Below are 24,323 nucleotides of genomic sequence, written 5' to 3'. Positions count from 1 at the left end.
GTGTTTGCAGTCTGTTCATCATGTGACCTGTGCCACGAAACCTTCGGGCAGAGGCAACCCCCGTACGACGGTGGCCGTCTTGTGGTCAAGCGATCGACGCGATACGGGGAGATCCCGTGGCGAGGGGGAGAAGTGACCGTTGCGCAGCCTGATGTGAGCGTGATCATCGGGGCGTACGAGGCGATGCCGTATCTGGTCGAGTGCCTGCGGTCCGTCGAGGACCAGACCCTCGACCCGTCACGCATCGAAGTGATCGCGGTCGACGACGGCTCGACGGACGGGACCGCGGACTACCTGGACGAGTTCGCCGAGCGGGCCCCCATGACGGTCACGGTCATCCACCAGGAGAACTCGGGCGGCCCCAGCGGCCCCCGCAACGTCGGCCTCGGCAAGGCGCGCGGACGGTACGTCTTCTTCCTCGACGCGGACGACCGGCTCGGCACCGAGGCGCTGGAGCGCATGGTCGCCATGGCCGACGAGCACGGCACGGACGTCGTCCTCGGCAAGGTCGTCGGCGTCAACCGCACCGCCCCGAAGTCGATGTGGGGCAAGACCCTGCCGCGGACCGACGTCTTCTCGTCGCAGATCAAGTTCACGCTGAGCGCGCAGAAACTCTTCCGCCACGAGCTCCTCACCCGGCACGGCATGCGGTTCGACGAGTCGCTCAAGACCGGCGAGGACGCCCTGTTCACGATGGAGGCGTACCTCCGCGCGGACGGCATCTCCGTGATCTCCGACTACGTCTGCTACTACCTGGTCGGACGCGACGACGGCAAGCACGTCACCAAGAGCGGCGGCTACTCCCTGCGCTTCGACTCCGCCCGCGCCCTCATGCGGCTGATCGCCGAGATGGTGCCCGCCGGGCCGCGCCGCGACTCCCTGATGCTGCGCCCCTACCTCATCACCCTGCTGCCGCAGTTCGGCCCCGTCTTCCTGACGGACAGCGAGGAGGTCCGCGCCGACAAGCTTCGGCTGGCCGAGCCGCTGATGGACGCGTACTGGCACGAGGGCATCGCCCGGCGGCTGAAGGTCAACGAGCGGCTGCGCCTGCACCTGGTGGCGCGGGGCCGGGCCGACCTGCTCGTCGACGTCGTGCGGTTCCTCAAGGCGAAGAAGGCCCCCACCGCCCACCTGGACCCGCGCGCCCGCGCGGTGTATCTCGCCTACCCGCACTTCCGTGACCGCGCGGCGGGACTCCCGGACGACTGGTTCGTACCGACGACCCGCGAGACGGTCACGATCGAGGCGTTCAAGCCGATGACGCGGGTCCGCTTCCCGCGGCTGCGCAAGGCCGCCCGAAAGGTGCTGAAGGCGCGCCGCGCGGCCTGACCCGGCGTGAACCCCCGGTCACTCCCCGGTGGTCCGCCCACTGGACCGATGCGCGGCGCCCGGCCCCCTTCGCGTAGATTGCGGTGCGGGGCAGCCGCAGCGACGCGAGGGGACAGAGACCAAGGTGGCAGGGGCAAGGCGGGCCGTGAGCGAGGCCCACCGGATCGTCGTCAAGGTGGGCTCGTCCTCGCTGACCACGGCCGCGGGCGGGCTCGACGCCGACCGCGTCGACGCCCTCGTGGACGTCCTCGCCAGACACCGCATGCAGGGGGCGGCCCGAAGGGCCTCGGCCGGAGGTGCCGGCGGGAGACGGGCGGGCGGGGGAGACAAGGAGATCGTCCTCGTCTCCTCCGGCGCCATCGCCGCCGGCCTCGCCCCCCTCGGCCTGCGCCGCCGCCCCCGCGACCTGGCCCGGCAGCAAGCCGCCGCCAGCGTCGGCCAGGGCCTGCTGGTGGCCCGCTACGCGGCTTCCTGCGCCCGTCACGGCATCCGCGTCGGCCAGGTGCTGCTCACCTCCGACGACACCAGCCGCCGCGCCCACCACCGCAACGCCTCCCGCACCCTCGACAAGCTCCTTGCGATGGGCGCGCTCCCGGTCGTCAACGAGAACGACACGGTGGCCACGGACGAGATCCGCTTCGGCGACAACGACCGGCTCGCCGCGCTCGTCGCCCACCTCGTCCACGCCGACCTGCTGGTCCTGCTGTCCGACGTGGACGGCGTCTACGACGGGGACCCCAGCAAGCCCGGCACCTCGCGGATAGCGGAGGTACGAGGACCTCAGGACCTCGCGCACGTGGAGATCGGCAGCACGGGCAAGGCGGGCGTCGGCACCGGAGGCATGGTCACCAAGGTCGAGGCGGCCCGGATCGCGGCGGCGGCCGGAATCCCCGTGGTGCTCACCTCCGCCGTGCACGCCGCCGACGCCCTCGCGGGCCACGACACCGGCACGTACTTCCACGCGACCGGCAAACGCTCCGCCGGCCGGCTGCTGTGGCTGCAGCACGCCTCCACCCCGCGGGGCGCGCTCACGCTCGACGACGGGGCCGTGCGCGCGGTCGTCGAGCGCCGCACATCGCTGCTGCCCGCCGGCATCGCGGCGGTCGAGGGCGAGTTCACCGCCGGTGACCCCGTGGAACTGCGCGACAGCCGGGGACGGGCGGTGGCGCGCGGGCTCGTGAACTTCGACGCCAAGGAGATCCCCCGGCTGATCGGCCGCTCGACCCGGGAACTGGCACGCGAACTGGGCCCGGCCTACGAACGCGAGGTCGTCCACCGCGACGACCTGGCCCTCCTGCACCCGTAACGGCTCGAACGGCCCGTCCCGCGGCCCCGTCCAGCGGGGGACGTTCCGTAAAACCGCCCCGCGGACCCGTGCGGCCTGCTCAACTGTGTCTCGGGTACCCATTCCGCACGAGCGCGGCACACGAGCACCGCGAAGGAGGCCGTCGTGAGACGAGTGCGCCCTGGGGCGGCGGCGTCCCGCGGCCGTGGCACCTCCGGCACCGTTCGCGACGGCTCTTCCTGTGCGGCGGGCGAGGAGCGCGCACTGACCAGCGTCACGGCCGGCGACACCCGCGACGGGCCCGGTGACGTCCCCCGTCTGTGGCATGTCACGCTCAGTCTCGCCGGGGACGAGGCGCCGCCGGCCGAGGTGCGGCGCGCCCTCGAACAGCTCGCCCACGACCATCCCTTCCTGCTGACCAGCCGCTACGCGGGCGACCACGCGGAGATCCGCTACTGGGAGGAGGCCCGTGACCTGCACGACGCCGCCGCGGTCGCGCTGCGCCTGTGGGGCGAGCACCGACGGACCGCGGGACTCCCGCCCTGGGAGATCGTCGGCCTGGAGGTCATCGACCGCGACACCTACCACCAGCGGGTCGCCGAGGGGCACGGGCCGGCGCGGGTGACACCGGTGGGAGTCCACCCGTTCTGAGCGCGTCTCGGGGTGTGGGACATACGCCGGCCGGCCGTGCCCGGCGCACTACCCTTCCCTCATGACCACGCTCTCGCCGTACGACTCCATGTCCCCGGTCGGCCAGGCCGCCTACCGCGCCCAGGGGGCTGCCGCCGAGCTCGCGCCGCTGCCCCGGGCCGAGAAGGACGACGCGCTGCTCGCCATCGCGGACGCGCTGGAGGTCCGTACGAGTGAGATCGTCGAGGCGAACGCCAGGGACATCGCCAAGGCCCGCGAGGCGGGCACCAGCGAGGCGATCGTCGACCGGCTGACCCTCACGCCCGAGCGGATCCGCGCCATCGCCTCCGACGTGCGGGACGTCGCCGCGCTGCCCGACCCGGTCGGCGAGGTGGTCCGCGGCTCCACCCTCCCCAACGGCATCGACCTGCGCCAGGTCCGGGTTCCGCTCGGTGTCGTCGGCATCATCTACGAGGCCCGGCCGAACGTGACGGTCGACGCCGCCGCGCTGTGCCTGAAGTCCGGGAACGCGGTGCTGCTGCGCGGCTCGTCCTCCGCGTACGAGTCGAACGCCGCCCTGGTGCGGGTCCTGCGTGACGCGGTGGGCGGCGCGGGGCTGCCCGCCGACGCCGTCCAGCTCGTCCCCGGTGAGAGCCGTGAGTCGGTGCGCGAGCTGATGCGCGCCCGCGGCCTGGTCGACGTGCTCATCCCGCGCGGTGGCGCCTCCCTGATCCGCACGGTGGTGGAGGAGTCCACGGTCCCGGTGATCGAGACCGGCACCGGCAACTGCCACGTCTACGTCGACGCCGAGGCCGACATCGACATGGCGGTCGACATCCTGATCAACTCCAAGGCGCAGCGGCCGAGCGTCTGCAACGCCGCCGAGACGCTCCTCGTCCACCAGGACATCGCCCCCGCGTTCCTGCCGCGCGCCCTGGACGCCCTCGCGGACGCCGGGGTCACGGTCCACGCCGACGACCGGGTGCTGGCGTACGCCAAGGACTCCCGGGCCACGGTGGTGGAGGCCACGCCGGAGGACTGGGACACCGAGTACCTCTCGTACGACATCGCCGCCGCGGTCGTGGACTCCCTGGACGGGGCCGTGCAGCACATCCGGCTGTGGAGCTCCGGTCACACCGAGGCCATCGTCACCACCTCGCAGCAGGCCGCCCGCCGGTTCACCCGACTGGTCGACTCGACCACGGTCGCCGTGAACGCCTCGACGCGCTTCACCGACGGCGGCCAGTTCGGCTTCGGAGCGGAGATCGGCATCTCCACGCAGAAGCTGCACGCGAGGGGTCCGATGGGGCTGCCGGAGCTGACCAGCACCAAGTACATCGTCACCGGCGACGGGCATGTACGGCGCTGAGCGAGCGCTCAGTCACGGCCGTCCGCTGTTTCCGGCAACCATCTGTGCGTCGCGTCTCGCCAGGCGGATGAATGTCCTTGCCGTCTGCCCAAATTGACCCCCCAGGTCTACTCTGGATCCGTGCCGGAGGACGTGGGGGGCACGCCGTTCGCTGACGGCCGGGAGCCCGACGACGACCGCGACCGCGGAGGTATGGACGAAGAGTTCGCCTCCGTGGTCTTCGACGAGGCCTTCGTACGGGCGGCCGTGGTCCACGAGCCGACGGCCGTGGAGAGACTCCTCGCCGCCGCACAGGGCCGCGCGGACGCTCAGGAGGCCGCGCGCCGGGCGCGCGGCCGGGGCGCACGCGGCGACGACGACCGCTACGAGGACGGATTCGGCCCCGAGGGCGCCTCCTTCGGTCACCACCGGGACCTGGACGACGACACGGAGGTCCTGGAAGGCCGCTACGGCCCATGGGGGGGCTGGGGCAGGCCCTACGGCAAGGGCGCCCGCTGGCACCGTCCGGTGGCCTGGATGCTCGCCCTCGTGATGGGCATAGGCATGGTCGCGCTGGCCTTCACCGCGGTCTACCGGGGCGGGTCCGCAGGCCGCCAGGAGGTCCCGCCGCCCGCCACGACGGGTCTGGAACAGGGCCAGGAGACAGGCGCGGGCACGAGCCCCCCGGCCTCCGCGAACTCCTCGCCGCCGGCTTTCTCGGCCGCACCACGGACACCCTGAGCGAGCGCTACGGCGTACGGTGGCGAAGGGCCCGCAGGCGCCCCGCGCAGGCGTCGCACGCCCTGCCGGCGACCGGCCCCGCACCCCGCCGGCGAACCGTCCGGTGCCCCGCTCACCGAGGTCCGGCATCCATGCGGCACCCGTTTGAAAACTTGGTGAGAACCTGTCAGAAGTTGTCCTGTACCAGGGCGTTTACCCGGCCTCCGGGAGACCTACTCTGAAGGTATGGGCGGGCCTGGAGACCCACCTGAGGGGACGCCCGAGGGTGCTCCCGGTGGTGGCGAGGACGAGTACCGATCCGTCGTGTTCGACGAGTCGTTCGTCCGTGCTGCCCGTCTCCAGGAGTACTCCGCACGGGAGCGGATCGCCGACCACGCCCCGGCCGTACGCCGCCGCCCGGCGCTGCGCCGCGGACTGCCCCGGCAGGCGCTGGTCCTCGTCCTGCTGATCGCGCTCGCCTTCGGCACCGCCCTCTACATGGGAGTGCGCCACCCCTACCAGGCGCCCAAGGCCCAGCTCGTCGAGCCGCTGCGGATGACGGTGACACCGCTCGCCCCCCAGTCCGCCGTGCCCGGCGCCACGGACCCCGAGACCCTGTACGACCACAGCCCCGCCGCCCGGTTCCGTATCGGCGCCGAGGGCTTCACCCTGCCCGCCGTCCGGCGCACCGCGCACTTCTCCGAGAGCCAGGTCGTCGCCGCCGTCACCATCGCGAAGGACTACCTCGTCGAGTCCTCGCTCGACCCGGACGTCCTCACCGGCGACGCCGTGCGTGCGGTACGCGTGCTGGTCGCCCCCGAGCAGCTCGAACAGTTCGACCAGAGCTTCCACCGCCCGGTCGCGGACGGGCGGCACTCGCCCACCGGCTGGCTCGTCCGATTCGACCCTGCGCGCGTGCAGCTCGCCGACCACCGGATCCGCGTCGAGGGCACGCTGGAGGCGGTGGAGCCCACCTCCGACGCGCTGGAGGTCACCGCCGACCACATCCTCGTCTACGCGGTGAAGCCGACCGGCGCGGCCCCGAAGGCGAAGGCCTCGCTGGTCACCGTGCGGCGCGAGCTGACCTTCCGCTTCGACCGCGACGACCTGCGGACGCACCAGGCCGAGCTGCTCACCTCCTCCGTCCAGGCGGGCCCGCTCGCGTGCGCGGAGAACACCGCGGACCGCCTCCGTCCGCTCCTCGCGGGCCAGACCGCCAAGGCGGGCGCACCGGCCGGGACGAACCCGTACGAGACCAACAGCGCCACGGCTCTGTGCGGCACCCTGTCCTCGGACGCGGAGCCGAAGGTCTGACGCCGGGGGAGACCCGCGCGGGCGGCCAGGAGCCGCGCCGGGTCCCCGGCGGGAGCCCGCGCGGGGGCCGGGCGGCCAGGGCACCGGCGGACGCCGGAGCCGCGCCCGCGCCTTCGGCTCAGCCCTTGCCGTTCCCGGCGTCGTCGTCCGGGTGGTCGTCGTTCGGGCGGGTGCCGCCGGGCTCGCCGCTGTGGTCACGGCCCTCGCCGTCGCCGTCACGGCTCTCGCCGCGGTCGCGCGGCGTGTCCTTGGCGGCGCCGCTCGCGAAGCCCGAGAAGCCGCGCCGTACGCGGCCCCCGAGGTCGCCCGCGCCGCCCGCCAGATCGGTGACCAGCTTCATCAGCGGGTCCTTGGACTGCTTCACCTCGCTCGCGTAGTGGGCCGCCGACTGCCGGAAGGAGTCCGACACCGAGGTGTCTCCGTCCTCGCTGCGCCGCGCGTAGTGACCGTCCATGATCCGCTGGTGGTCACGGGAGCCGGCCCACTTCTTCAGCTCGGCCGCGCGGACCGCGGTGAAGGGATGCGTACGCGGCAGGACGTTCAGGATCTTGAGCACGGAGTCGCGCAGATCGCCCCCGGCCTCGTACTCCTCGGCCTGCTCCAGGAACGCGTCCACGTTCATCTCGTGCAGATGGTTCCCGCCCGCGATCTTCATCAGCCCGCGCATCGAGGCCTTGAGGTCCTGCCCGACCAGGAGCCCGGCCCGGTCGGCCGACAGCTCCGACTTGCGGAACCACTCCCGCAGCGCGGTCACGATCGCCATGATCGCGAGGTTGCCCAGCGGGATCCACGCGACCCGGACCGCGAGACTGGTCAGGAACAGCAGGACGGTCCGGTAGACGGCGTGACCGGAGAGCGCGTGCCCGACCTCGTGGCCGACGACCGCCCGCATCTCCTCCTCGTCCAGAAGCTCCACGAGCCCGGTGGTCACGACGATGATCGGCTCGTCCAGGCCGATGCACATCGCGTTCGGCTGCGGATCCTGCGTGACGTACATCGGCGGGACCTTGTCCACGTCCAGGATGTAACAGGCGTCCCGCAGCATGTCGTTGAGGTGGGTGAACTGCGCGTCCGAGACCCGTACCGAGTCGGAGAGGAACAGCAGCCGCAGGCTCCGCTCGGGCAGCAGACCGCTGAGCACCTTGAAGACCGTGTCGAAGCCGCTGAGCTTGCGCAGGGCCACCAGGGCCGAACGGTCCGCCGGGTGTTCGTACGCGCGCGAGGAGATCCCCGGAAAACGCCTGCGCCGCCTGCTCGGCACGGTGCCGTGCTCGTGGCCGGACGCGTTCTGCTCAAAACCTTCGTCGGACATGTGTTCCCCCATGTGTCTGATGGTGCACCGCCCTGTGTCCGACGACGCACCGCGCGACCCTATGTGCCCCCGAGACGGAGTCCAGCCTAGGCGGAGATACCGTGGCAGGGCAGCACACCCTAAGGAGCGATCCCATGGAGCACATCTCCGCCGCCTGGCTCACCGAGGCCGCTCAGGCCGCCGATCGACAGGGCCCGGGCAACCTGCTCCGTGTCGTGCTGATCGTCATGATCCTCGGCTGCGTCCTGACCGCGTGGTTCCTGCTGCGCGGCTACAAGCGCAAGTGACGGCCGGCGGGCGCACGGCCACCCGCGTGCCGCGCCCCGCCGGCGGACGGCCCCCGGTGGGGCAGGCCCCGTACCGGCGCCGCAGCCGGCCCGAAACGGCGGAGTCGGCGTGAGCGGCGCGACGGCACCCGCATACGATGAACCGACGTCTTTATCCCGCCCACACCGGATAGGTTCAGCCGATGATGAGCTTCCACAGCACCGCTGCCCAGTTGGCCACCCTCGCCGAGGGCGAGACCGAGCGCCACGCGAGCCTCAGCCCCTTCATGACGGGCGGCGCCGCCCTCGTCATCCTGCTGTTGCTGCTGTGGATCACCACCCGTTTCAACCGCGACCGCTGAGTCCGGCACCGGCCCCGGCCCCGGCCGCCCGCCGGGGGCCGTCCGCCGGTACCGGCCGGGCCGGTAGGGTCTGCACGCATGGGAGAGCAGCACATGCCCACCGGTTTGGCGAAGGGCACGCGACCCGGACCCGGCAACGGCCCGTCGAACCCCGGCAAGCGCCGACTCGGCGTCATGGGCGGAACGTTTGACCCGATCCACCACGGGCACCTCGTCGCGGCCAGTGAGGTCGTCGCGCAGTTCCATCTCGACGAGGTGGTGTTCGTGCCCACCGGCCAGCCGTGGCAGAAGACCGACCGCAAGGTCTCCGCGGCCGAGGACCGCTATCTGATGACGGTCATCGCGACCGCAGAGAACCCCCAGTTCTCGGTCAGCCGCATCGACATCGACCGCGGCGGCCCCACCTACACCACGGACACCCTGCGTGATCTGAAGGCGCTGAACCCCGACACCGACCTCTTCTTCATCACCGGTGCCGACGCGCTGAGCCAGATCCTCACCTGGCGCTACACGGACGAGTTGTTCTCTCTCGCGCACTTCATCGGCGTCACCCGCCCCGGCCACACCCTGGCCGACCCCGGCCTGCCCGAGGGCGGCGTCTCGCTGGTCGAGGTGCCCGCGCTCGCCATCTCGTCCACAGACTGCCGTGCGAGAGTCGCCAAAGGCGAACCCGTCTGGTATCTGGTGCCGGACGGCGTGGTGCGCTACATCGACAAACGGCAGCTGTACCGCGGCGAGTGAGCCGAGAGGGGCACCGGTGAACGACCGATACGACGGGTACGTGGGCGACCAGTACGAACTCGTCGGCTACGACGAGTTCGGGCAGCCTGTGTACCAGCAGGTGCCGACGCAGCGCACCCCGCAGGGCTACGACCCCCACGGCACGCAGCAGTACCAGCAGCACCAGCAGCCCCAGGGCCACCAGCAGCCCCAGGGCTACGGCTACGACCCCTACGCGAGCGGCTCCCAGCAGCCCGTGCCGCCGTACACCCACGGCCAGCAGCAGCCCGTGTCCCCCCACGACACCGGCACACAGCAGCCCACCGCCTCGTACGACTCCTACGCCCCCTACGGCACCACCACGGCCGGCGGCTACGACCCGTACGGCCCGGCCTCAACCAGCGGACACCAGCCGCGTGTTGCCGAGCCGACCGCCTACATCCCCCAGCAGGCGGGTCCGGCCGACAGCGACCGCAGGCACGACGACCCGGCCGGCTTCACCGACGGCGGCACGGCGCAACGGTCCGGGGCCGCCCCCGAGGAGCCGCACGGCGACCGCGACGCGGGCTCCGGTCAGTTCGCCTTCGCCGAGGAGCCCGACGGCGACTCCGAAGACGTCATCGACTGGCTGAAGTTCACCGAGAACCGCACCGAGCGCCGCGAGGAGGCCAAGCGCCGCGCGCGCAGCCGGATCGTCGCCCTCGTCGTGGTCCTCGCCCTGGCCGCCGTCGGCGGCGTCGGCTACCTCTGGTTCGCGGGCCTGCTGCCCGGCACCTCCTCCGGCGGCAAGCCCGCCACGGCCACGGCCACCGGCGCCCAGAACCGCGACGTGCTCGTCGTCCACCTGCACAACACCAAGGGCGGCGGCACCTCCACCGCGCTGCTCGTGGACAACACCACCCTCAAGCAGGGCGTCACCGTCCTGCTGCCCAACTCCCTTGCGCTGACCTCCGACGACGGCTCCACGACCACCCTCGCCAAGTCGGTCGCCGACGACGGCTCCTCCGGCACCAGCGACGCCATCGACACCGCCCTGGGCACCAACATCGAGGGCTCCTGGCGCCTTGACACCCCGTACCTCGACAACCTCGTCGAACTCGTCGGCAACATCGAGGTCACCACCAACGCCGACGTTCCCGACCCCGACACCAAGAAGAAGAGCGGCTCCCTCCTCGTCCACAAGGGGCAGGATCAGACCCTCAGCGGGAAGATGGCCGTCGCCTACGCCACCTACCGCGCCGCCGGCGAGTCCCAGGACGCCCAGTTGGAGCGGTTCGGCCAGGTGATGCAGGGCGTGCTGCGCAAGCTGTCCTCGGACCCGCAGGCCGCCACGACCTCTGTGCAGACGCTCGCCCAGATCCTCGACCCGCCCCTGACCGACAAGGACCTCGGCAGCTTCCTCGCCAAGCTCGCCGACCGCGCCAAGGAGGGCGCGTACAAGACCGTGCTGCTACCGGTCCAGTCCGACGGCACCATCAGCCAGAACGCCACCGACAGCGTGGTCAAGACCCTGCTCGGCGGCACCGTGAAGACCCCCCGGACCGGCGACGCCGTACGGGTCGGCATCCAGAACGCCACCGGCACCAAGGCCACCGCGGAGCAGGCTCGCGTCGTCCTCGACAACGGCGGCTACACCGTCGTCGACGGCGGCACCCAGGCCGCCCAGGCCGTGTCCCGGATCACCTACGCCGACGACGGCGACAAGCAGAACGCGATCGAGGTCGCCAAGACCCTGGGCCTGCCCACCAGCGCCGTGCAGAAGGGCAAGGTCACCACGAACGCCGACGTCTCCGTCGTCCTCGGCCAGAACTACAAGGCGACCTCGTGACGCGGGCCACACCCCGGGCGCGGGGTGCGCTGCGGTAATCACCTGGGGTGCTGTCGGCGGTCCGTGAGACCCTTGAGGTATCACTGACCGCCGACCGAAAGCCTTGTAGTGACCGCCACGGACCGCTCTCTGGAGCTCATCAACACCGCCGCTCAGGCGGCCGCCGACAAGCTCGCGCACGACGTCATCGCCTACGACGTCAGCGATGTGCTGTCGATCACGGACGCCTTCCTGCTGGCCTCCGCGCCCAACGACCGCCAGGTCAAGTCGATCGTCGACGAGATCGAGGAGCGGCTGCTCAAGGAACTCGGCGCCAAGCCGGTGCGCCGCGAGGGCGACCGCGACGCCCGCTGGATCCTGCTGGACTACGTCGACATCGTCGTGCACGTGCAGCACAGCGAGGAGCGCGTCTTCTACGCCCTGGAGCGGCTGTGGAAGGACTGCCCCGAGCTGGAGCTGCCCGCCGACGCCCAGGCCACCCGCGGCAAGGCCGAGGAGCACACCCGGCTGCAGGCCGCCGGGGAAGCCGCGCTCAACGCCGAGCTGGGCGGGGAACTGCGGTGACCGCCCCGGGCGCCGAGACCGGCAGAAAGGGCCGTGGCCGCCGCCTCATCCTGTGGCGCCACGGCCAGACGGCGTGGAACGTGGAGCGCCGCTTCCAGGGCTCCACGGACGTCGAGCTGACCGAGACCGGCGTCGGCCAGGCCCGCCGCTCCGCCCGCCTGCTCGCCTCCCTGAAGCCGGACGCCATCGTCGCCTCCGACCTGCGGCGTGCCGTCGGCACCGCCGCCGAGCTGGCCGCGCTCACGGGCCTGGAGATCACCCTCGACGAGGGCCTGCGCGAGACGTACGCGGGCGTCTGGCAGGGGCTGACCCACGAGGAGATCATCGCCCGGTTCGGCGACGAGTACGCGGCCTGGAAGCACGGTGAGCCCGTCCGCCGGGGCGGCGGCGAACTGGAGACCGAGGTCGCCGACCGCGCCGCCCCCGTGGTGCTGCGGCACGCCGAGAAACTCCCCGAGGACGGCACCCTCGTGGTGGTCAGCCACGGCGGGACGATCCGCACCACCATCGGCCGTCTGCTCGGCCTGGAGGCCCGCCACTGGGAGAGCCTCGGCGGTCTCTCCAACTGCTCCTGGTCGTGCCTCGGCGAAGGCGCGCGCGGCTGGCGTCTCCTGGAGCACAACGCGGGCACCCTGCCGGAACCGGTCCTCGGCGACGACGTCTGACACCGCCTCACCCGGCGCGGGACCCGGATTTCACTTTCCGGCAGGTCGCAGGCTAAAGTTCTTCTTGTTCGCCCCGCCGAGCGGGGCGAAACACCATGCGGCTCCGCCGCATGGACGCGAGGGGCTATAGCTCAGTTGGTAGAGCGCCTGCATGGCATGCAGGAGGTCAGGAGTTCAATTCTCCTTAGCTCCACAGACCGGCACTCTTGAGTTGTCGAAGATCGGTACAGAAGATCCCGTCCCACGAGGGGCGGGATTTTTCGTTGCTGGATTTCCCGGTAAGGGCTGCGCCACAGCTCATACCGGCAGCGACTCCGCAGGCCCGGCCTGATCCGGCGTCACTTCACCGATGAGACAGGGAGGGACGCGGCGGTCACCCGGCTCGGACGGCCGATCGGGGCGCGGCCCCCGGCACACTGTTGTCGAACCGGCTTGAGTCACTTGGGGCCCCGGGGCGTATACCTCTTCGGACGCGCTCCTCATAGGCACGTACGCGCCGGCCGCGACGGTCATGCCGGGGCCGTGTCCGGACTGGTACGAAGGCGTCGCTGACCGTATTGGTCCGGCCGTGGCAGAATCAAACGGCCGGCAGGGGGAGCGGCCCGACGGGAGGGAGTAGCGATGCCTGCGAGCATCCGCGGGGAGGTCCACGATCTTCCCGCACTGACGGTGACACCTCGGAATGCCACCCCCCTCGACTGCCCTTCCTGCGGCTCGTCCCATGTCGCCCAGGTCCTCGGCGACAACGGCGGCATCTCCTACGTGTGCACGGCCTGCGGCCACATCTGGAGCTGATCCATGGGAGCACACAGGCGGAAGTGCGACTGGTGCGGCAGCGGCACGCCGATCGTCCGGGACATGGAGCCGGTCAACCCGGACTACCAGTACTGGTGCGAGGAATGCGCGCGGGCGCTGATCATAAAAGGCGACCCGATCGAGACGTACCGGGAGCTGGAGGGCGAGCCGATCTACGGCCGCCTCCTCGACGAGCACTGCACACTCAAACGCTTCTACTCGTTCGCCACGGCCTGACCGGGGCCCGCCGCGCGTGACCCACGGCGGGCGGGGACGGCCGCGGAATGGGGGCCGGCCCGCGTCCCCGTGCACCACGGAAACGATTTGGTGTTTCACCCGGTGGACCGTGTAATGTTGGCGTCGCCGCCGGGGAAACCGGGCGACACGGGGAACATGCGGCTCCGCCGCATGGCCACGAGGGGCTATAGCTCAGTTGGTAGAGCGCCTGCATGGCATGCAGGAGGTCAGGAGTTCAATTCTCCTTAGCTCCACAGGAGTTGAAAGCGGTCCATCCGGTCGGATGGGCCGCTTTCGTCGTGTGGGCCCAGAGAACGCCGCCGGCAGAACGGGTAGGCCGGCTGGGCCTGTGGAACGCCGACGGCGGGCTGCCCCGAGGTGGGCGGCCCGCCGTCGGTGTCGGCGCGGTCGGTGCCGGCGTCTCAGCGGCCGAGGGCGCGGCGTCCGCGGCCCTGCGACAGCACCGGCAGGTTGCTGCGGGGCGGCGCCGAGCGGGTGTCCTCCTCGATCCGCAGCGCGAGCGCGGGGCAGCGGCGCACCGCCCGCAGCGCCTTGGCCTCCGCATACCGCGGCACCGGCGCCTGGGCGACCGTCGGAAAGCCGTCGGCCCCCAGTTCGAAGACCTCCGGGAGGATGTCCGCGCACAGTCCGTGACCTCGGCACAGCGTCCAGTCGACGTAGATCTTCTGCCGGCTGGCGCCCGCCTCGGGTGCGGCCTGGCCGCCGCCCGAGATCCCCGTGGGGGCCCGGCCGCCCTCGAAGAGCGGCAGTACGCCCTCCACGGGCCGGCCGCAGCCGTTGCCGAGGACGTGCGCCGCCAGGTCGTCCGTGAAGGCCTTGATGGTCGATTCCAGGAACATCGCCGAGCCGTCCGGGTGCGAGCAGGCACCACGCCTCTTCACGGCCTTGGCGACCTGCTTGAGGGCCTCCAGGGCGGCCGGACCGCCGCCGCTCAGGATGTCCTCCAAGCCGCGCGCCGCGGCGGGCAGCCCGAGGTAGCAGGGGCCGCACTGGCCCGCGCTCTCCTCCGCCAGCCACTTGGCCACCTGCAGGGACTCGCCGAGCGGGCAGGTCTCCTGGCCGAGGGGCAGGATCGCGCCGGCGCCGAGCGAGCCGCCGACGGCGTCCAGGGAGTTGCGCGAGACGATCGCCTCGTCGACCGTCGCCGCGTCGATCCACTTGCCGTGGTAGCCGCCGGTCAGCACGCCCTGCGGGACCGGCGGGGCGCCGGCGAGCTGGAGCACGTACCGCAGCGGCACGCCCGTGGGGACCTCGATCACCATCGGGCGGTGGACCGCACCGGAGACGGTGAGCATGACGGTGCCGGGCTCGTCGTACAGACCGGTGTTGCAGTAGCGCTCCGCGCCGATCCGCGCGGCGACCGCGAGCTGGGCGAACGTCTCCGCGTTCGACAGCAGGGTGGGTGCGCCGCCCACGCCGCTCTGCGAGGCGCTGGTCTTGCGTCCGGGCGGGATGGCCGGCCCGCCGTCGATGGAGCGGATCAGCGAGGCGGCGGCGCCGGTGACCATGCGCACCGGATTGCGCTGCACGCGCGCGCGCAGGGGCGCGCCGCGCCGGTCGCTGAGGCCGCGCTCGGCCAGCGCCTGCTCCATCGAGCGTTCGGTGGAGGCCCGGGTCACGCCGACCACGAGCTGCCGGGCGCCGAGGGCCTCGGCGGCCAGCAGCGCGCCGTCCAGGATGAGGTGCGGGGCACGGTTGATCAGCACCGTGTCCTTGCGGCAGGCCGGTTCGTCCTCGCTTCCGTTGACGACCACCACCGGCCGGACGCCCCTGCGGATCGCCGACTCGGCGACCGACCGCAGCTTCTTGTGGAAGGGGAAGCCTGCGCCACCGCGCCCTTTCAGGGAGATCTGTTCGGCGAGCTGTGCGAGCTGCTCGCCGCCCATCGGTTCGAGCGGGCCGTGCACCTTGAGGTGCATCGCCAGGTCGAGTCGCTCGACAAGGTCGAAGCCCGACGTGAGCTGCGGAAGTCCGACCACGCGCACTTCTGGGACGTCGGGCAGGGCCTCATTCACTTAAAAACCTCCGGAAGGCGCGTTCCAGGGTTCGCCGGCCCCCGGCGCGTCATAGGCGCCGGGAAACGTTTCCGTCTCGGAACCGGTGTTGTACGTGTTGTTCGAGTTGTACGTGCCATAGGCGGCGTTCGTCTCACCCGTGTTGAACATTTCACTCGCGCCGTACCCGTCGTATCCCGCATTGCCATAGGACGGGACGGTGTAGCCGGTGTCCTGGAGCGGGTCGTACGCGGAGCGCGGCGCCTCGCCGACGGGCGGCGGCGAGGGGACCGGCCAGCTCCCGGAGGTGCTGCCCGCTCCGCCGACGCGGGGCATCGACTCCGTGGCCTGCGTGCCCAGGGGCAGGTCCATGCCCAGGGGTGCGGCGGGCGTCATCGGGCCCGGTGCGGCCGGGGTGCCCGACACGGCCCGGTAGGCGGCCGCGAAGCCGCCGCCCGGCTCCGGGGTCATGGCGCGGGCCGGAGGGGCCTCGTAGCGGGGCGCGGAGGGCTGCGGAGGGATCAGGCCGGTGCCGGCACGGCCCGCAGGGCGCGCTCCGAAGCCCCCCAGGGCCGCGGCGGCCTCCGCGTTGCGGGCGCGGCTGGCGTCCAGCTCGTCGCGTCCCGGCCGGTCGGCGGTCCCGATGACCGCGAAGATCCGGTCGGCCACCTTGCGCTTGAACGGGCGCGGGGCCGCGCGCAGGCCCAGTGCCGCCATGACCCCGAGCAGGCACAGTTCGTACGACACCATGAAGAACGGTTTCGCCGCGCGTCCCGCGTACAGGCCGTGGATCAGTGCGGCGCACCAGGACGGGTAGGCCAGCATGTGCATCGCCCGCCAGCGCGCGGCGACCGGCGCCGGGGAGGCGAAGTTGCTGCGCAGGGCGCCGGTGACCCCGACGAAGATCATGAGCAGTCCGGCCAGGGAGCCGAGGCCGATGAGCCCGGCCGAGCCGCTGACGCCCAGGCTGAAGGGGATCAGTGCGGCGATCAGCACGGTGTGGTCGAGTGCCAGCTTGACCGTGATGTGCACCAGGAGGAACGCGACCGAGGCCACCGCGGTCGTCCGGTGCACGGCCTGCGCCACGATCCGCTGACGGATGTTGAGGAAGATCCGGTCCTGGGCGACGAGCCCCCAGATCACCGAGCAGCTCAGGGAGACGAGCGAGAGGACGCCCGCTCCGAAATTGAGGAAGTCCCGGACTGCGTTTCCGCCGGCCAGCACGATGACGGGTATGAGGAGGAGTACCACAGCCGACGCCACGCCGTAGGCCGAGCGGCCCGTCCGGGGGAGCGAGCTGTTGCTACGTGGAGGGTTCATGGGGGCAACTCCGAACAGTTTCGGGAAGGCGGTCCCGCTGCCGCACTCTAGGGGGCTCCATACCGGTCGGTACGAGGTTTGAGTCATTGCGTTGTCATCCAGGGGCAACAGGGCGGTAGTGATGTCCGATTAGCTGCTGTTACGCGACGTAACGGTTGAGCTTTGTTCAGCTTCTCGGGACCTTCACCACTTGACCGTCGGTGACTGAGTACGGTTCTGTCCCGCGTTGGGTTCAGCCGCCTTCGCGCCCGGGTGCGCCGCCTCGGGTCCGTCGCGACACGCACGGACGCTGGGGTACCCTGGCGCCATGCGTGCCGTGCGCCTTCTGCTTAGCGGGCCGCGCTGATCAGTCCCGACCACCGGTGCACCGGATGGTCGGCATCGGCGCGGCGTCCCCTCCTGTGCGAGGGGATTTTTCGTTTCCTGCAATGTCACAGCCGCCGGCAGAGACGATCGATGGAGCTTTAAGGATCATGAGCGAGACGAACCCCGCTGCCACCGCCGCCGCGTCGGCCGAGGCCGCGCCGCACCGCTACACGGCCGCCATGGCGGCCGACATCGAGGCACGCTGGCAGGACTTCTGGGACGCCGAGGGCACCTATGAGGCGCCGAACCCCAAGGGTGACCTGGCCGGCGACCCGGAGCTGGTCGCCCGGCCCAAGAAGTTCATCATGGACATGTTCCCGTACCCCTCCGGTGCGGGCCTGCACGTGGGCCACCCCCTGGGCTACATCGCCACCGATGTCTTCGCCCGGTTCCAGCGCATGACCGGCCACAACGTCCTGCACACCCTGGGCTTCGACGCCTTCGGCCTGCCCGCCGAGCAGTACGCCGTGCAGACCGGCACGCACCCGCGCGTGTCCACCGAGGCCAACATCGCGAACATGAAGGCGCAGCTGCGCCGGCTGGGCCTGGGCCACGACAAGCGCCGGTCGTTCGCCACGATCGACCCGGACTACTACAAGTGGACCCAGTGGATCTTCCTGCAGATCTTCAACTCCTGGTACGACGAGGAGGCCCGCAAGGCCCGCCCGATCTCCGCGCTGATCGCCCAGTTCGAGTCGGGTGAGCGCGCGATCCCGGGCACCACGCGCGCGTGGAACGAGCTGAGCGCCGCCGAGCGCGCCGACGTCCTGAGCGAGTACCGCCTGGCCTACGCCTCCGACGCCCCCGTCAACTGGTCCCCCGGCCTGGGCACCGTCCTGGCCAACGAGGAGGTCACCGCCGACGGCCGCTCCGAGCGCGGCAACTTCCCCGTCTTCAAGGCCAAGCTGCGCCAGTGGAACATGCGCATCACGGCCTACGCCGACCGGCTGCTGGAGGACCTGGACGAGCTGGACTGGCCCGAGGCCATCAAACTGCAGCAGCGCAACTGGATCGGCCGCTCCGAAGGCGCCCGCGTCGACTTCCCGATCGACGGCGAAGCCGTCACGATCTTCACCACGCGCCAGGACACCCTGTTCGGCGCCACCTACATGGTGCTGGCGCCGGAACACCCGCTGGTCGAGAAGTTCACCCCCGGCGCGTGGCCCGAGGGCACGCACGAGGTGTGGACCGGCGGCCACGCCACGCCCGCCGACGCCGTCGCCGCCTACCGCGCCCAGGCCGCCTCGAAGTCCGACGTCGAGCGGCAGGCCGAGGCCAAGGACAAGACCGGCATCTTCACGGGCGCGTACGCCGTCAACCCGGTCAGCGGCGAGAAGATCCCCGTCTTCATCGCGGACTACGTGCTGATGGGCTACGGCACCGGCGCGATCATGGCCGTCCCGGCGCACGACAGCCGCGACTTCGCCTTCGCGCGCGCCTTCGAGCTGCCGATGCGCTGTGTCGTCGAACCCACCGACGGCCGCGGCACCGACCCCTCCGCCTGGGACGACGCCTTCGTCGCGTACGACGCGAAGATCGTGAACTCCTCCGGCGAGGCGGTGTCGCTGGACGGCCTGAACGTCGTCGACGCCAAGGCGCGCATCACCGAATGGCTGGAGCGCAAGGGCATCGGCCAGGGCACCGTCAACTTCCGTCTGCGTGACTGGCTGTTCAGCCGCCAGCGCTACTGGGGCGAGCCCTTCCCGATCGTCTACGACGAGGACGGCGTCGCCCACGCGCTGCCCGAGTCGATGCTGCCGCTGGAGCTGCCCGAGGTCGAGGACTACTCGCCGCGCACCTTCGACCCGGACGACGCCGACACCCAGCCCGAGACCCCGCTGTCGCGCAACGAGGAGTGGGTCAACGTCACCCTGGACCTGGGCGACGGACCGAAGAAGTACCGCCGCGAGACCAACACCATGCCCAACTGGGCCGGTTCCTGCTGGTACGAGCTGCGCTACCTGGACCCGCACAACAGCGAGAAGCTGGTCGACCCGGAGATCGAGCGCTACTGGATGGGGCCGCGCGAGGGCATGCCGCACGGCGGTGTCGACCTGTACGTCGGCGGCGCCGAGCACGCCGTGCTGCACCTGCTGTACGCGCGGTTCTGGTCAAAGGTCCTGTTCGACCTGGGCTACATCTCGTCGCCCGAGCCGTTCCACAAGCTGTTCAACCAGGGCATGATCCAGGCCTACGTCTACCGCGACAGCCGCGGCATCGCGGTGCCGGCCGCCGAGGTGGAGGAGCGCGACGGCGCGTACTACTACCAGGGCGAGCAGGTCACCCGCCTGCTGGGCAAGATGGGCAAGTCCCTGAAGAACGCGGTCACCCCGGACGAGATCGCCGCCGAGTACGGCGCCGACACGCTGCGCCTGTACGAGATGGCGATGGGCCCGCTGGACGTGTCGCGGCCGTGGGACACGCGCGCGGTGGTGGGCCAGTTCCGGCTGCTGCAGCGGCTGTGGCGCAACGTCGTCGACGAGACGACCGGCGAGGCCACCGTCGTCGACGCCGAGCCCGACGAGGACATCCTGCGCGCGCTGCACAAGGCGATCGACGGCGTGCGCCAGGACCTGGAGGGGCTGCGGTTCAACACCGCCATCGCCAAGATCACCGAGCTGAACAACCACCTGACCAAGGCGGGCGGGGCGGTGCCGCGTTCGGTCGCCGAGTCCCTGGTGCTGCTGATCGCGCCGCTGGCCCCGCACATCGCCGAGGAGCTGTGGCGCCGGCTGGGCCACAGAGACACGGTCGTCCACCGGGACTTCCCGGTCGCCGACCCGGCGTACGTCGTGGACGAGACCGTGACCTGCGTGGTCCAGATCAAGGGCAAGGTCAAGGCGCGCCTGGAGGTTCCCCCCTCGATCTCCGACGAGGAGTTGGAGAAGGCGGCGCTGGCCGACGAGAAGGTGGTCGCCGCGCTGGGCGGTGCCGGGATCCGCAAGGTGATCGTGCGTGCGCCGAAGCTGGTGAACATCGTCACGGCGTAGCGGCGGCGGTCCGTCGCGTTGCCGGTCGGTCGGGTCGGCGGTCGGCGTGGGGCTGCTGGTGGGCGTGGCTGCCGGTCGGTCGCGTGGCCGGCTGGTACGGCTGCCGGCCGGGCGGGTTGTCGCGGCCCGGTCGCGGGTCGGCGGTCGGCGTCCCGGGCGGCTCACGACGGTCACCGGGACGGCCCGGACACCGGTCCCGGCGGCGGTGTCGCTGATGTCGGGGTAGTTCCCTAAGGGCAGGTTCGGGGTTCAGACGGAACCCTGGACCTGCCCGCTGCGTTTACCGTGGAAGAACAGTGCTGCCACCGTCATGGCCGGCCGGAGGAGGAGCGTCGTGGAAGTCGTTTTGACCGTCATCGCGCTCCTGTTCGTGCTGTGCGTCGTGCTCGGGGTGTATGCGACGGTGAAAGCGGTCGGCGCGGCCAAACGCGGCGTGGACCGTACGATCGCGCAGGCCCGGCGCACGGTCGAGGACACCACCCTGCGGGCCAGAACCCTCGCCCAACCGGGTCCGGCCGGTGAACTCGCCCAGCTCCGACTGACGCTGCGCACGTCGATGCGGGCCACGCAGGACGCGCTGCACGCGGGGGTCGCCGAGGACGAGTCGCTGAAGGAGTCGCTGGGCCTCTTCGAGCGCCTCAGCGCGCACGGACGCCAACTGGACGCCGAGCTGCGACGCCTGGAGACCGAACCGGACCGGGGCACGCTCGCCTCCCGGCTGCCCGACCTGACCGAGCGCACCGAGCGGATCACACGGTCCGCGGACGCGCTGCGCTGGGCGGCACACGACCGGGCACGCCGGTTCGCCGACGACGACCTCGACACGCTGCGCGCGCAGATCGACGTGGAGGCGGGCGCGTTGCGCCACTGGACCGAGGAGCGGCCGGCACCGTCCGCCACGCCCTGGCCGGAGGCACCGGAGCCCGAGGCCGCGGCCTCGGGCGGCCAGACCTGGCCGGAGACCCCCGAGTCCCGTGCGGCGCACGAGTCGGCCAGGCCCTCCCGGCCCTCTCTCACCCCGCCCGGGCAGCGGCCCGCGTACCCCTGGCAGAGGAAGCCCCGACCCGAGAGCACCACATGATTCCGCCAAGGTACGACCAGGTCGGATGGGCCGGACTGCCCCCCGCGGGTTCCGGCAGGTAACCTCCAGCTCATGTCCCGCCATGTCGCTGTCATCACCGATTCAACGGCCTATCTGCCGCCGCGGACGATGGAGCGCCACGGCATCACCGCGGTGCCGCTCACGGTGGTCCTGGGGGACCGGGCGCTCGAGGAGGGGACCGAGATCTCGGCCCGCTCCCTCGCCGAGGCCCTGCAGAAGCGACAGTCCGTCACCACGTCACGGCCGAGCCCCGAACTGTTCGCCGAGACCTACCGCAAGGCCGCCGAGGCAGGCGCGAGCGACATCGTCTCGCTGCACCTGTCCTCCGAGTTCTCCGGAACGTACGACGCCGCCGTGCTGGCCGGGCGCAACGCCCCGGTGCCGGTACGGGTGGTGGACACCGGGATGGTCGCGATGGCCCTCGGTTTTTGCGCGTTGGCCGCCGCGGAGGCCGCGGAGGCGGGGGGGACGGCCGACGAGGCGGTCACCGCCGCCCGGAAGCGGGCCGCGGACACCTCCGCCTACTTCTACGTCGACACGCTGGACTATCTGCGGCGGGGCGGCCGGATCGGGGCCGCACAGGCGCTGCTGGGCTCGGCGCTCGCGGTGAAGCCGCTGCTGCAGCTGACCGGCGGACGCATCGAACTGCTGGAGAAGGTGCGCACGGCGTCCAAGGCGATCGCCCGCCTGGAGGAGATCGTGGCGGAGCGCGCGGGCAGCGGACAGGTCGACATCGCGGTCCACCATCTCGCCGCCCCCGAACGGGCGTCGGCCCTCGCGGACCGTCTGACCGCACGGGTGCCCGGTCTGGTCGATCTGCATGTGAGCGAGGTCGGCGCGGTGATTGGGGCGCACACCGGGCCCGGCCTGGTCGGGGCCGTGGTGTCGCCGCGCTGACTGCCCGCGTTCTGACCGTCCTGACCGTCCTGTCGGTCCTGTGGGTCCTGTCGGTCCTGTCGGTCCTGTCGGTCCTGTCGGTCCTGTCGGTCCTGTGGGTCCGTGGATCGTGTGTGTGGGGCGCTGTCTGTCCATCGTGTGGGTGACGGAGTTATCCACAACGGGCGAGTAATCCCCGGGAATTGACCAAGATCAACGCGAGGGCGGCGGTCTGCCCGATCCTCGGCGTATGGCACTTCGATCACGTTCACGCACGGTCGTCCCCACCAGCGGTCCGGGCCGCGGCCCCGGCTCCGACGGTCGGACACGTCACCGCCCGCACCCCGCGCGGGGACGTCCGAGGGGGCACCGCAAGACCCTTTCGGCCGACGCACTGCGCCTGCGCGCGGAGGCGCTCTTCGCCCCGGCACCGACGGACGGGCGGACAGGGGGGAACGGGCCACCGAGGGTGCACCCGGCGGAGCGACCGGAAGCCGGTGGTCTCAGCTCCCCGGCGGCCGGTGACCTCGACGCCCCGATGGTCCGGGGCGGGGACGCCCCCGCGGGCGACGGTCCTGCGCGCCCGGCGACAGGCACGGTGTGGCGGGAGCGGTTCGGTCCGGCCCTGCGCGAGCGGATGCCGCTGTGGCTGCAGTCGAGGTGCGGCCTGGAGCGCAGGAGCGTGGCCGCGCTCGGGGTGTTGCTCGTGGTGGCCGTGGTCTTCGCCGCGCAGCACTTCTGGTCCGGCCGCCCGCAGCAGGTACGGGCCCCGGAGGTGGTACGGGCGGCGGCGAACGGAGCGCCCGACGCACCCGGAGCCAGGCGGCCGGCGGAGCCCACGGCGTCGCCCGGCGCCCGGCCCGCGGGCGGCATCGGGCCGGCGGGTGCGACGGTCGTCGTGGACGTCGCCGGCAAGGTGCGCACACCGGGGCTGCTGAGGCTCCCGGCCGGGTCCCGGGTCGCGGACGCCCTGCGCGCGGCGGGCGGAGCGCGCCCCGGCACGGACACCGACGGCCTCAACCGTGCCCGCCTTCTGGCGGACGGCGAGCAGATCGTGGTGGGCGGCCCCGCACCCGCGCCGGGCCCGGACTCGGCGGCCGGGGCCACCGGCCGCTCGACGGGCGGCACGGCACCCGCCGGTCCGGTCTCGCTCAGCACGGCGACCGTGGACCAGCTCGACACACTGCCCGGGGTGGGCCCCGTGCTGGCCCAGCACATCATCGACTACCGCTCCCAGCACGGCGGATTCCGTTCGGTCGACGAACTCCGCGACGTCAACGGCATCGGCCAGCGCCGTTTCGCCGACCTGCGGAAGCTCGTCCGGCCATGAGGCCGCCGGAGGACCACCGCGCACACAGGCCGACGGCACCCCTGAGCGAGCCGCGCGGCCCCGCTCCGCCGGCCGTGTCCGAGGCGGCCCCCAGCGGGCTCGGGGAGGCACACCCGCGCCAGGAGGGGCCGGCGGATCTACGGTTGGCGGTTCCCGCGGCGGGAGCCTGGGCGGCGGCCGCCTGGGCCCTGGGCGCCCCGGGTGGATGGGCCACCGGTGTGGTGGTCGTCGCCCTCGCCGTGGCCGGAGGACTGCTGGCGGCGCGCAGGGGTGAGGCCGGGGGCGGTCGCCGGGCCCGGGGCTCATGGTCGGCGGTGTCCGTCGCGGCGGCGCTGCTCTGCGTCGCCGCCGCAGGGGCTTCCGCCGGGCTGCAGGCGGCGGATCTGCGGAGGGGACCGGTTCCCGCCCTCGCGCGTCGGCACGCCGAGGTGACCGCGGACATCGAGGTCGCCTCCGATCCACGGCTCACCAGGCCCAGGATCACTGGAGACCACCCGACGCCGACCGCCGTGCTGCTCGACGGGGAGGTCCGGCGGCTGACGAAGGCGGACGGAACCGTGGTGCAGACCCGGACACCGGTGCTGATGGTCGTCGACCTGAACACCCGTGCGGCCTCGCCCGGTTCGACGGATGTCGCCGAGGGAGCCGAGCGGTCCCCGTGGCTGGCTCTGCTGCCCTCCACGTGGGTGCGGGTCACCGCCTCGCTGGCACCCACGCTGACCGGAAGCGATGGGATCGCCGCCGTGGTGCGCGTACGGGACGCACCGCCCCGGGTCGTGAGCGGCCCGTCCGGAGCACAACGGTGGGCGGGACGGATGCGGGCCGGGCTGCGTGCGGCGACCGACGGGCTAGACCCAAGGCCGTTCAGTTTGTGGGTGGGTGGGGTTTGTCAAGGTAGCCGCGAGCTGTGGTTTCGCCGGACATGAGGAGCGGAGCCCCGGTAGAACTG

The 24,323-nt window shown here is 71.9% G+C and carries 22 protein-coding genes and 2 tRNA genes; 21 read left to right on the top strand and 3 right to left on the bottom strand.

Translation table 11 applies throughout. From position 1 onward, the window contains the following. Positions 1 to 132 precede the first annotated feature (132 nt). From ACWD5Q_RS18285 to ACWD5Q_RS18260, 6 genes are all read left to right on the top strand, one after another. Positions 133 to 1,329, top strand: a complete 1,197-nt coding sequence (locus tag ACWD5Q_RS18285) for a glycosyltransferase family 2 protein (RefSeq protein ID WP_451428032.1) — start codon at positions 133 to 135, stop codon at positions 1,327 to 1,329. A gap of 145 nt (positions 1,330 to 1,474) precedes the next feature. After that, positions 1,475 to 2,635 (top strand): glutamate 5-kinase, encoded by a 1,161-nt coding sequence (gene proB, locus ACWD5Q_RS18280; protein WP_451428031.1) that lies wholly within the window; start codon positions 1,475 to 1,477, stop codon positions 2,633 to 2,635. A 144-nt stretch (positions 2,636 to 2,779) separates the two neighbouring features. Then, positions 2,780 to 3,265 (top strand): hypothetical protein, encoded by a 486-nt coding sequence (locus ACWD5Q_RS18275; RefSeq protein WP_451428030.1) that lies wholly within the window; start codon positions 2,780 to 2,782, stop codon positions 3,263 to 3,265. Between the two features lie 61 nt (positions 3,266 to 3,326). Next, on the top strand, positions 3,327 to 4,613 hold the full coding sequence (locus ACWD5Q_RS18270) for a glutamate-5-semialdehyde dehydrogenase (RefSeq protein ID WP_451428029.1): 1,287 nt from the start codon (positions 3,327 to 3,329) through the stop codon (positions 4,611 to 4,613). A 120-nt stretch (positions 4,614 to 4,733) separates the two neighbouring features. Then, complete coding sequence (locus ACWD5Q_RS18265; protein WP_451428028.1) at positions 4,734 to 5,333, top strand: SCO2584 family spore wall biosynthesis protein; 600 nt, start codon at positions 4,734 to 4,736, stop codon at positions 5,331 to 5,333. 225 nt (positions 5,334 to 5,558) lie between these two features. After that, positions 5,559 to 6,626 (top strand): SCO2583 family membrane protein, encoded by a 1,068-nt coding sequence (locus ACWD5Q_RS18260; protein WP_451428027.1) that lies wholly within the window; start codon positions 5,559 to 5,561, stop codon positions 6,624 to 6,626. Positions 6,627 to 6,744: 118 nt separating this feature from the next. Here the strand turns inward: ACWD5Q_RS18260 and ACWD5Q_RS18255 are convergent, their stop codons facing one another. Then, positions 6,745 to 7,950, bottom strand: a complete 1,206-nt coding sequence (locus ACWD5Q_RS18255) for a M48 family metallopeptidase (RefSeq protein ID WP_451428026.1) — start codon at positions 7,948 to 7,950, stop codon at positions 6,745 to 6,747. A gap of 122 nt (positions 7,951 to 8,072) precedes the next feature. Here ACWD5Q_RS18255 and ACWD5Q_RS18250 point away from each other — a divergent pair, with 122 nt between their 5' ends. The 10 genes from ACWD5Q_RS18250 to ACWD5Q_RS18205 all read left to right on the top strand — a co-directional run bounded on the left by ACWD5Q_RS18250 (position 8,073) and on the right by ACWD5Q_RS18205 (position 13,629). After that, a complete protein-coding gene (locus ACWD5Q_RS18250; protein ID WP_451428025.1) occupies positions 8,073 to 8,225 on the top strand; it encodes a hypothetical protein in 153 nt (50 codons plus the stop codon). Between the two features lie 182 nt (positions 8,226 to 8,407). Continuing rightward, on the top strand, positions 8,408 to 8,566 hold the full coding sequence (locus ACWD5Q_RS18245) for a hypothetical protein (protein ID WP_451428082.1): 159 nt from the start codon (positions 8,408 to 8,410) through the stop codon (positions 8,564 to 8,566). Between the two features lie 78 nt (positions 8,567 to 8,644). Beyond that, positions 8,645 to 9,307, top strand: a complete 663-nt coding sequence (gene nadD, locus ACWD5Q_RS18240) for a nicotinate-nucleotide adenylyltransferase (protein ID WP_451428024.1) — start codon at positions 8,645 to 8,647, stop codon at positions 9,305 to 9,307. Between the two features lie 16 nt (positions 9,308 to 9,323). Then, on the top strand, positions 9,324 to 11,114 hold the full coding sequence (locus ACWD5Q_RS18235; protein ID WP_451428023.1) for an LCP family protein: 1,791 nt from the start codon (positions 9,324 to 9,326) through the stop codon (positions 11,112 to 11,114). 108 nt (positions 11,115 to 11,222) lie between these two features. Further along, positions 11,223 to 11,678 (top strand): ribosome silencing factor, encoded by a 456-nt coding sequence (rsfS, locus tag ACWD5Q_RS18230; protein WP_451428022.1) that lies wholly within the window; start codon positions 11,223 to 11,225, stop codon positions 11,676 to 11,678. Further along, entirely contained in the window at positions 11,675 to 12,343 is a 669-nt protein-coding gene (locus tag ACWD5Q_RS18225) for a histidine phosphatase family protein (protein WP_451428021.1), read from the top strand. Before rsfS ends, ACWD5Q_RS18225 begins: the two co-directional genes overlap by 4 nt. A gap of 120 nt (positions 12,344 to 12,463) precedes the next feature. Next, positions 12,464 to 12,536 (top strand) — tRNA-Ala (locus ACWD5Q_RS18220). A gap of 428 nt (positions 12,537 to 12,964) precedes the next feature. Further along, on the top strand, positions 12,965 to 13,138 hold the full coding sequence (locus ACWD5Q_RS18215) for a hypothetical protein (protein ID WP_451428020.1): 174 nt from the start codon (positions 12,965 to 12,967) through the stop codon (positions 13,136 to 13,138). Between the two features lie 3 nt (positions 13,139 to 13,141). After that, positions 13,142 to 13,375 (top strand): hypothetical protein, encoded by a 234-nt coding sequence (locus ACWD5Q_RS18210; RefSeq protein ID WP_016643127.1) that lies wholly within the window; start codon positions 13,142 to 13,144, stop codon positions 13,373 to 13,375. Between the two features lie 181 nt (positions 13,376 to 13,556). Beyond that, positions 13,557 to 13,629: transfer RNA gene (locus tag ACWD5Q_RS18205), tRNA-Ala, on the top strand. A gap of 168 nt (positions 13,630 to 13,797) precedes the next feature. Here the strand turns inward: ACWD5Q_RS18205 and ACWD5Q_RS18200 are convergent. Continuing rightward, positions 13,798 to 15,411, bottom strand: coding sequence for an NADH-ubiquinone oxidoreductase-F iron-sulfur binding region domain-containing protein (locus ACWD5Q_RS18200; protein WP_451428019.1), 1,614 nt, complete (start codon positions 15,409 to 15,411; stop codon positions 13,798 to 13,800). Beyond that, complete coding sequence (locus ACWD5Q_RS18195) at positions 15,412 to 16,710, bottom strand: cytochrome b/b6 domain-containing protein (protein ID WP_451428018.1); 1,299 nt, start codon at positions 16,708 to 16,710, stop codon at positions 15,412 to 15,414. Between the two features lie 473 nt (positions 16,711 to 17,183). On the opposite strand from ACWD5Q_RS18195, the gene leuS reads away from it, so the two are divergent. From leuS to ACWD5Q_RS18170, 5 genes are all read left to right on the top strand, one after another. Next, a complete protein-coding gene (gene leuS / locus ACWD5Q_RS18190; protein WP_451428017.1) occupies positions 17,184 to 20,066 on the top strand; it encodes a leucine--tRNA ligase in 2,883 nt (960 codons plus the stop codon). Between the two features lie 310 nt (positions 20,067 to 20,376). Then, positions 20,377 to 21,147: a hypothetical protein gene (locus ACWD5Q_RS18185; protein ID WP_451428016.1), complete on the top strand. Its 771-nt coding sequence runs from the start codon at positions 20,377 to 20,379 to the stop codon at positions 21,145 to 21,147. Positions 21,148 to 21,219: 72 nt separating this feature from the next. Then, complete coding sequence (locus ACWD5Q_RS18180; protein WP_451428015.1) at positions 21,220 to 22,065, top strand: DegV family protein; 846 nt, start codon at positions 21,220 to 21,222, stop codon at positions 22,063 to 22,065. A gap of 229 nt (positions 22,066 to 22,294) precedes the next feature. Continuing rightward, positions 22,295 to 23,374 carry a helix-hairpin-helix domain-containing protein gene (locus tag ACWD5Q_RS18175; RefSeq protein ID WP_451428014.1) on the top strand — a complete coding sequence of 360 codons (1,080 nt, stop codon included), beginning with the start codon at positions 22,295 to 22,297 and terminating at the stop codon, positions 23,372 to 23,374. Between the two features lie 143 nt (positions 23,375 to 23,517). After that, positions 23,518 to 24,300 carry a hypothetical protein gene (locus ACWD5Q_RS18170; RefSeq protein ID WP_451428013.1) on the top strand — a complete coding sequence of 261 codons (783 nt, stop codon included), beginning with the start codon at positions 23,518 to 23,520 and terminating at the stop codon, positions 24,298 to 24,300. The last annotated feature ends 23 nt before the right edge of the window (positions 24,301 to 24,323 follow it).

This window comes from Streptomyces sp. NPDC002513 (assembly GCF_053595355.1).
Note: the sequence above shows the minus strand (reverse complement) of the source record. Positions and strands in the feature narration are given on the sequence as shown.

Bases quoted from the DNA above. Each gene is read 5' to 3' on its own strand.
- ACWD5Q_RS18210 (WP_016643127.1), top strand. From the start codon at position 13,142: ATGGGAGCACACAGGCGGAAGTGCGACTGGTGCGGCAGCGGCACGCCG.
- ACWD5Q_RS18185 (WP_451428016.1), top strand. From the start codon at position 20,377: ATGGCCGGCCGGAGGAGGAGCGTCGTGGAAGTCGTTTTGACCGTCATC.
- ACWD5Q_RS18180 (WP_451428015.1), top strand. From the start codon at position 21,220: ATGTCCCGCCATGTCGCTGTCATCACCGATTCAACGGCCTATCTGCCG.
- leuS (WP_451428017.1), top strand. From the start codon at position 17,184: ATGAGCGAGACGAACCCCGCTGCCACCGCCGCCGCGTCGGCCGAGGCC.
- ACWD5Q_RS18195 (WP_451428018.1), bottom strand. From the start codon at position 16,710: ATGAACCCTCCACGTAGCAACAGCTCGCTCCCCCGGACGGGCCGCTCG.
- ACWD5Q_RS18175 (WP_451428014.1), top strand. From the start codon at position 22,295: ATGGCACTTCGATCACGTTCACGCACGGTCGTCCCCACCAGCGGTCCG.
- ACWD5Q_RS18250 (WP_451428025.1), top strand. From the start codon at position 8,073: ATGGAGCACATCTCCGCCGCCTGGCTCACCGAGGCCGCTCAGGCCGCC.
- nadD (WP_451428024.1), top strand. From the start codon at position 8,645: ATGGGAGAGCAGCACATGCCCACCGGTTTGGCGAAGGGCACGCGACCC.
- ACWD5Q_RS18260 (WP_451428027.1), top strand. From the start codon at position 5,559: ATGGGCGGGCCTGGAGACCCACCTGAGGGGACGCCCGAGGGTGCTCCC.
- ACWD5Q_RS18245 (WP_451428082.1), top strand. From the start codon at position 8,408: ATGATGAGCTTCCACAGCACCGCTGCCCAGTTGGCCACCCTCGCCGAG.
- ACWD5Q_RS18215 (WP_451428020.1), top strand. From the start codon at position 12,965: ATGCCTGCGAGCATCCGCGGGGAGGTCCACGATCTTCCCGCACTGACG.
- ACWD5Q_RS18270 (WP_451428029.1), top strand. From the start codon at position 3,327: ATGACCACGCTCTCGCCGTACGACTCCATGTCCCCGGTCGGCCAGGCC.
- ACWD5Q_RS18255 (WP_451428026.1), bottom strand. From the start codon at position 7,950: ATGGGGGAACACATGTCCGACGAAGGTTTTGAGCAGAACGCGTCCGGC.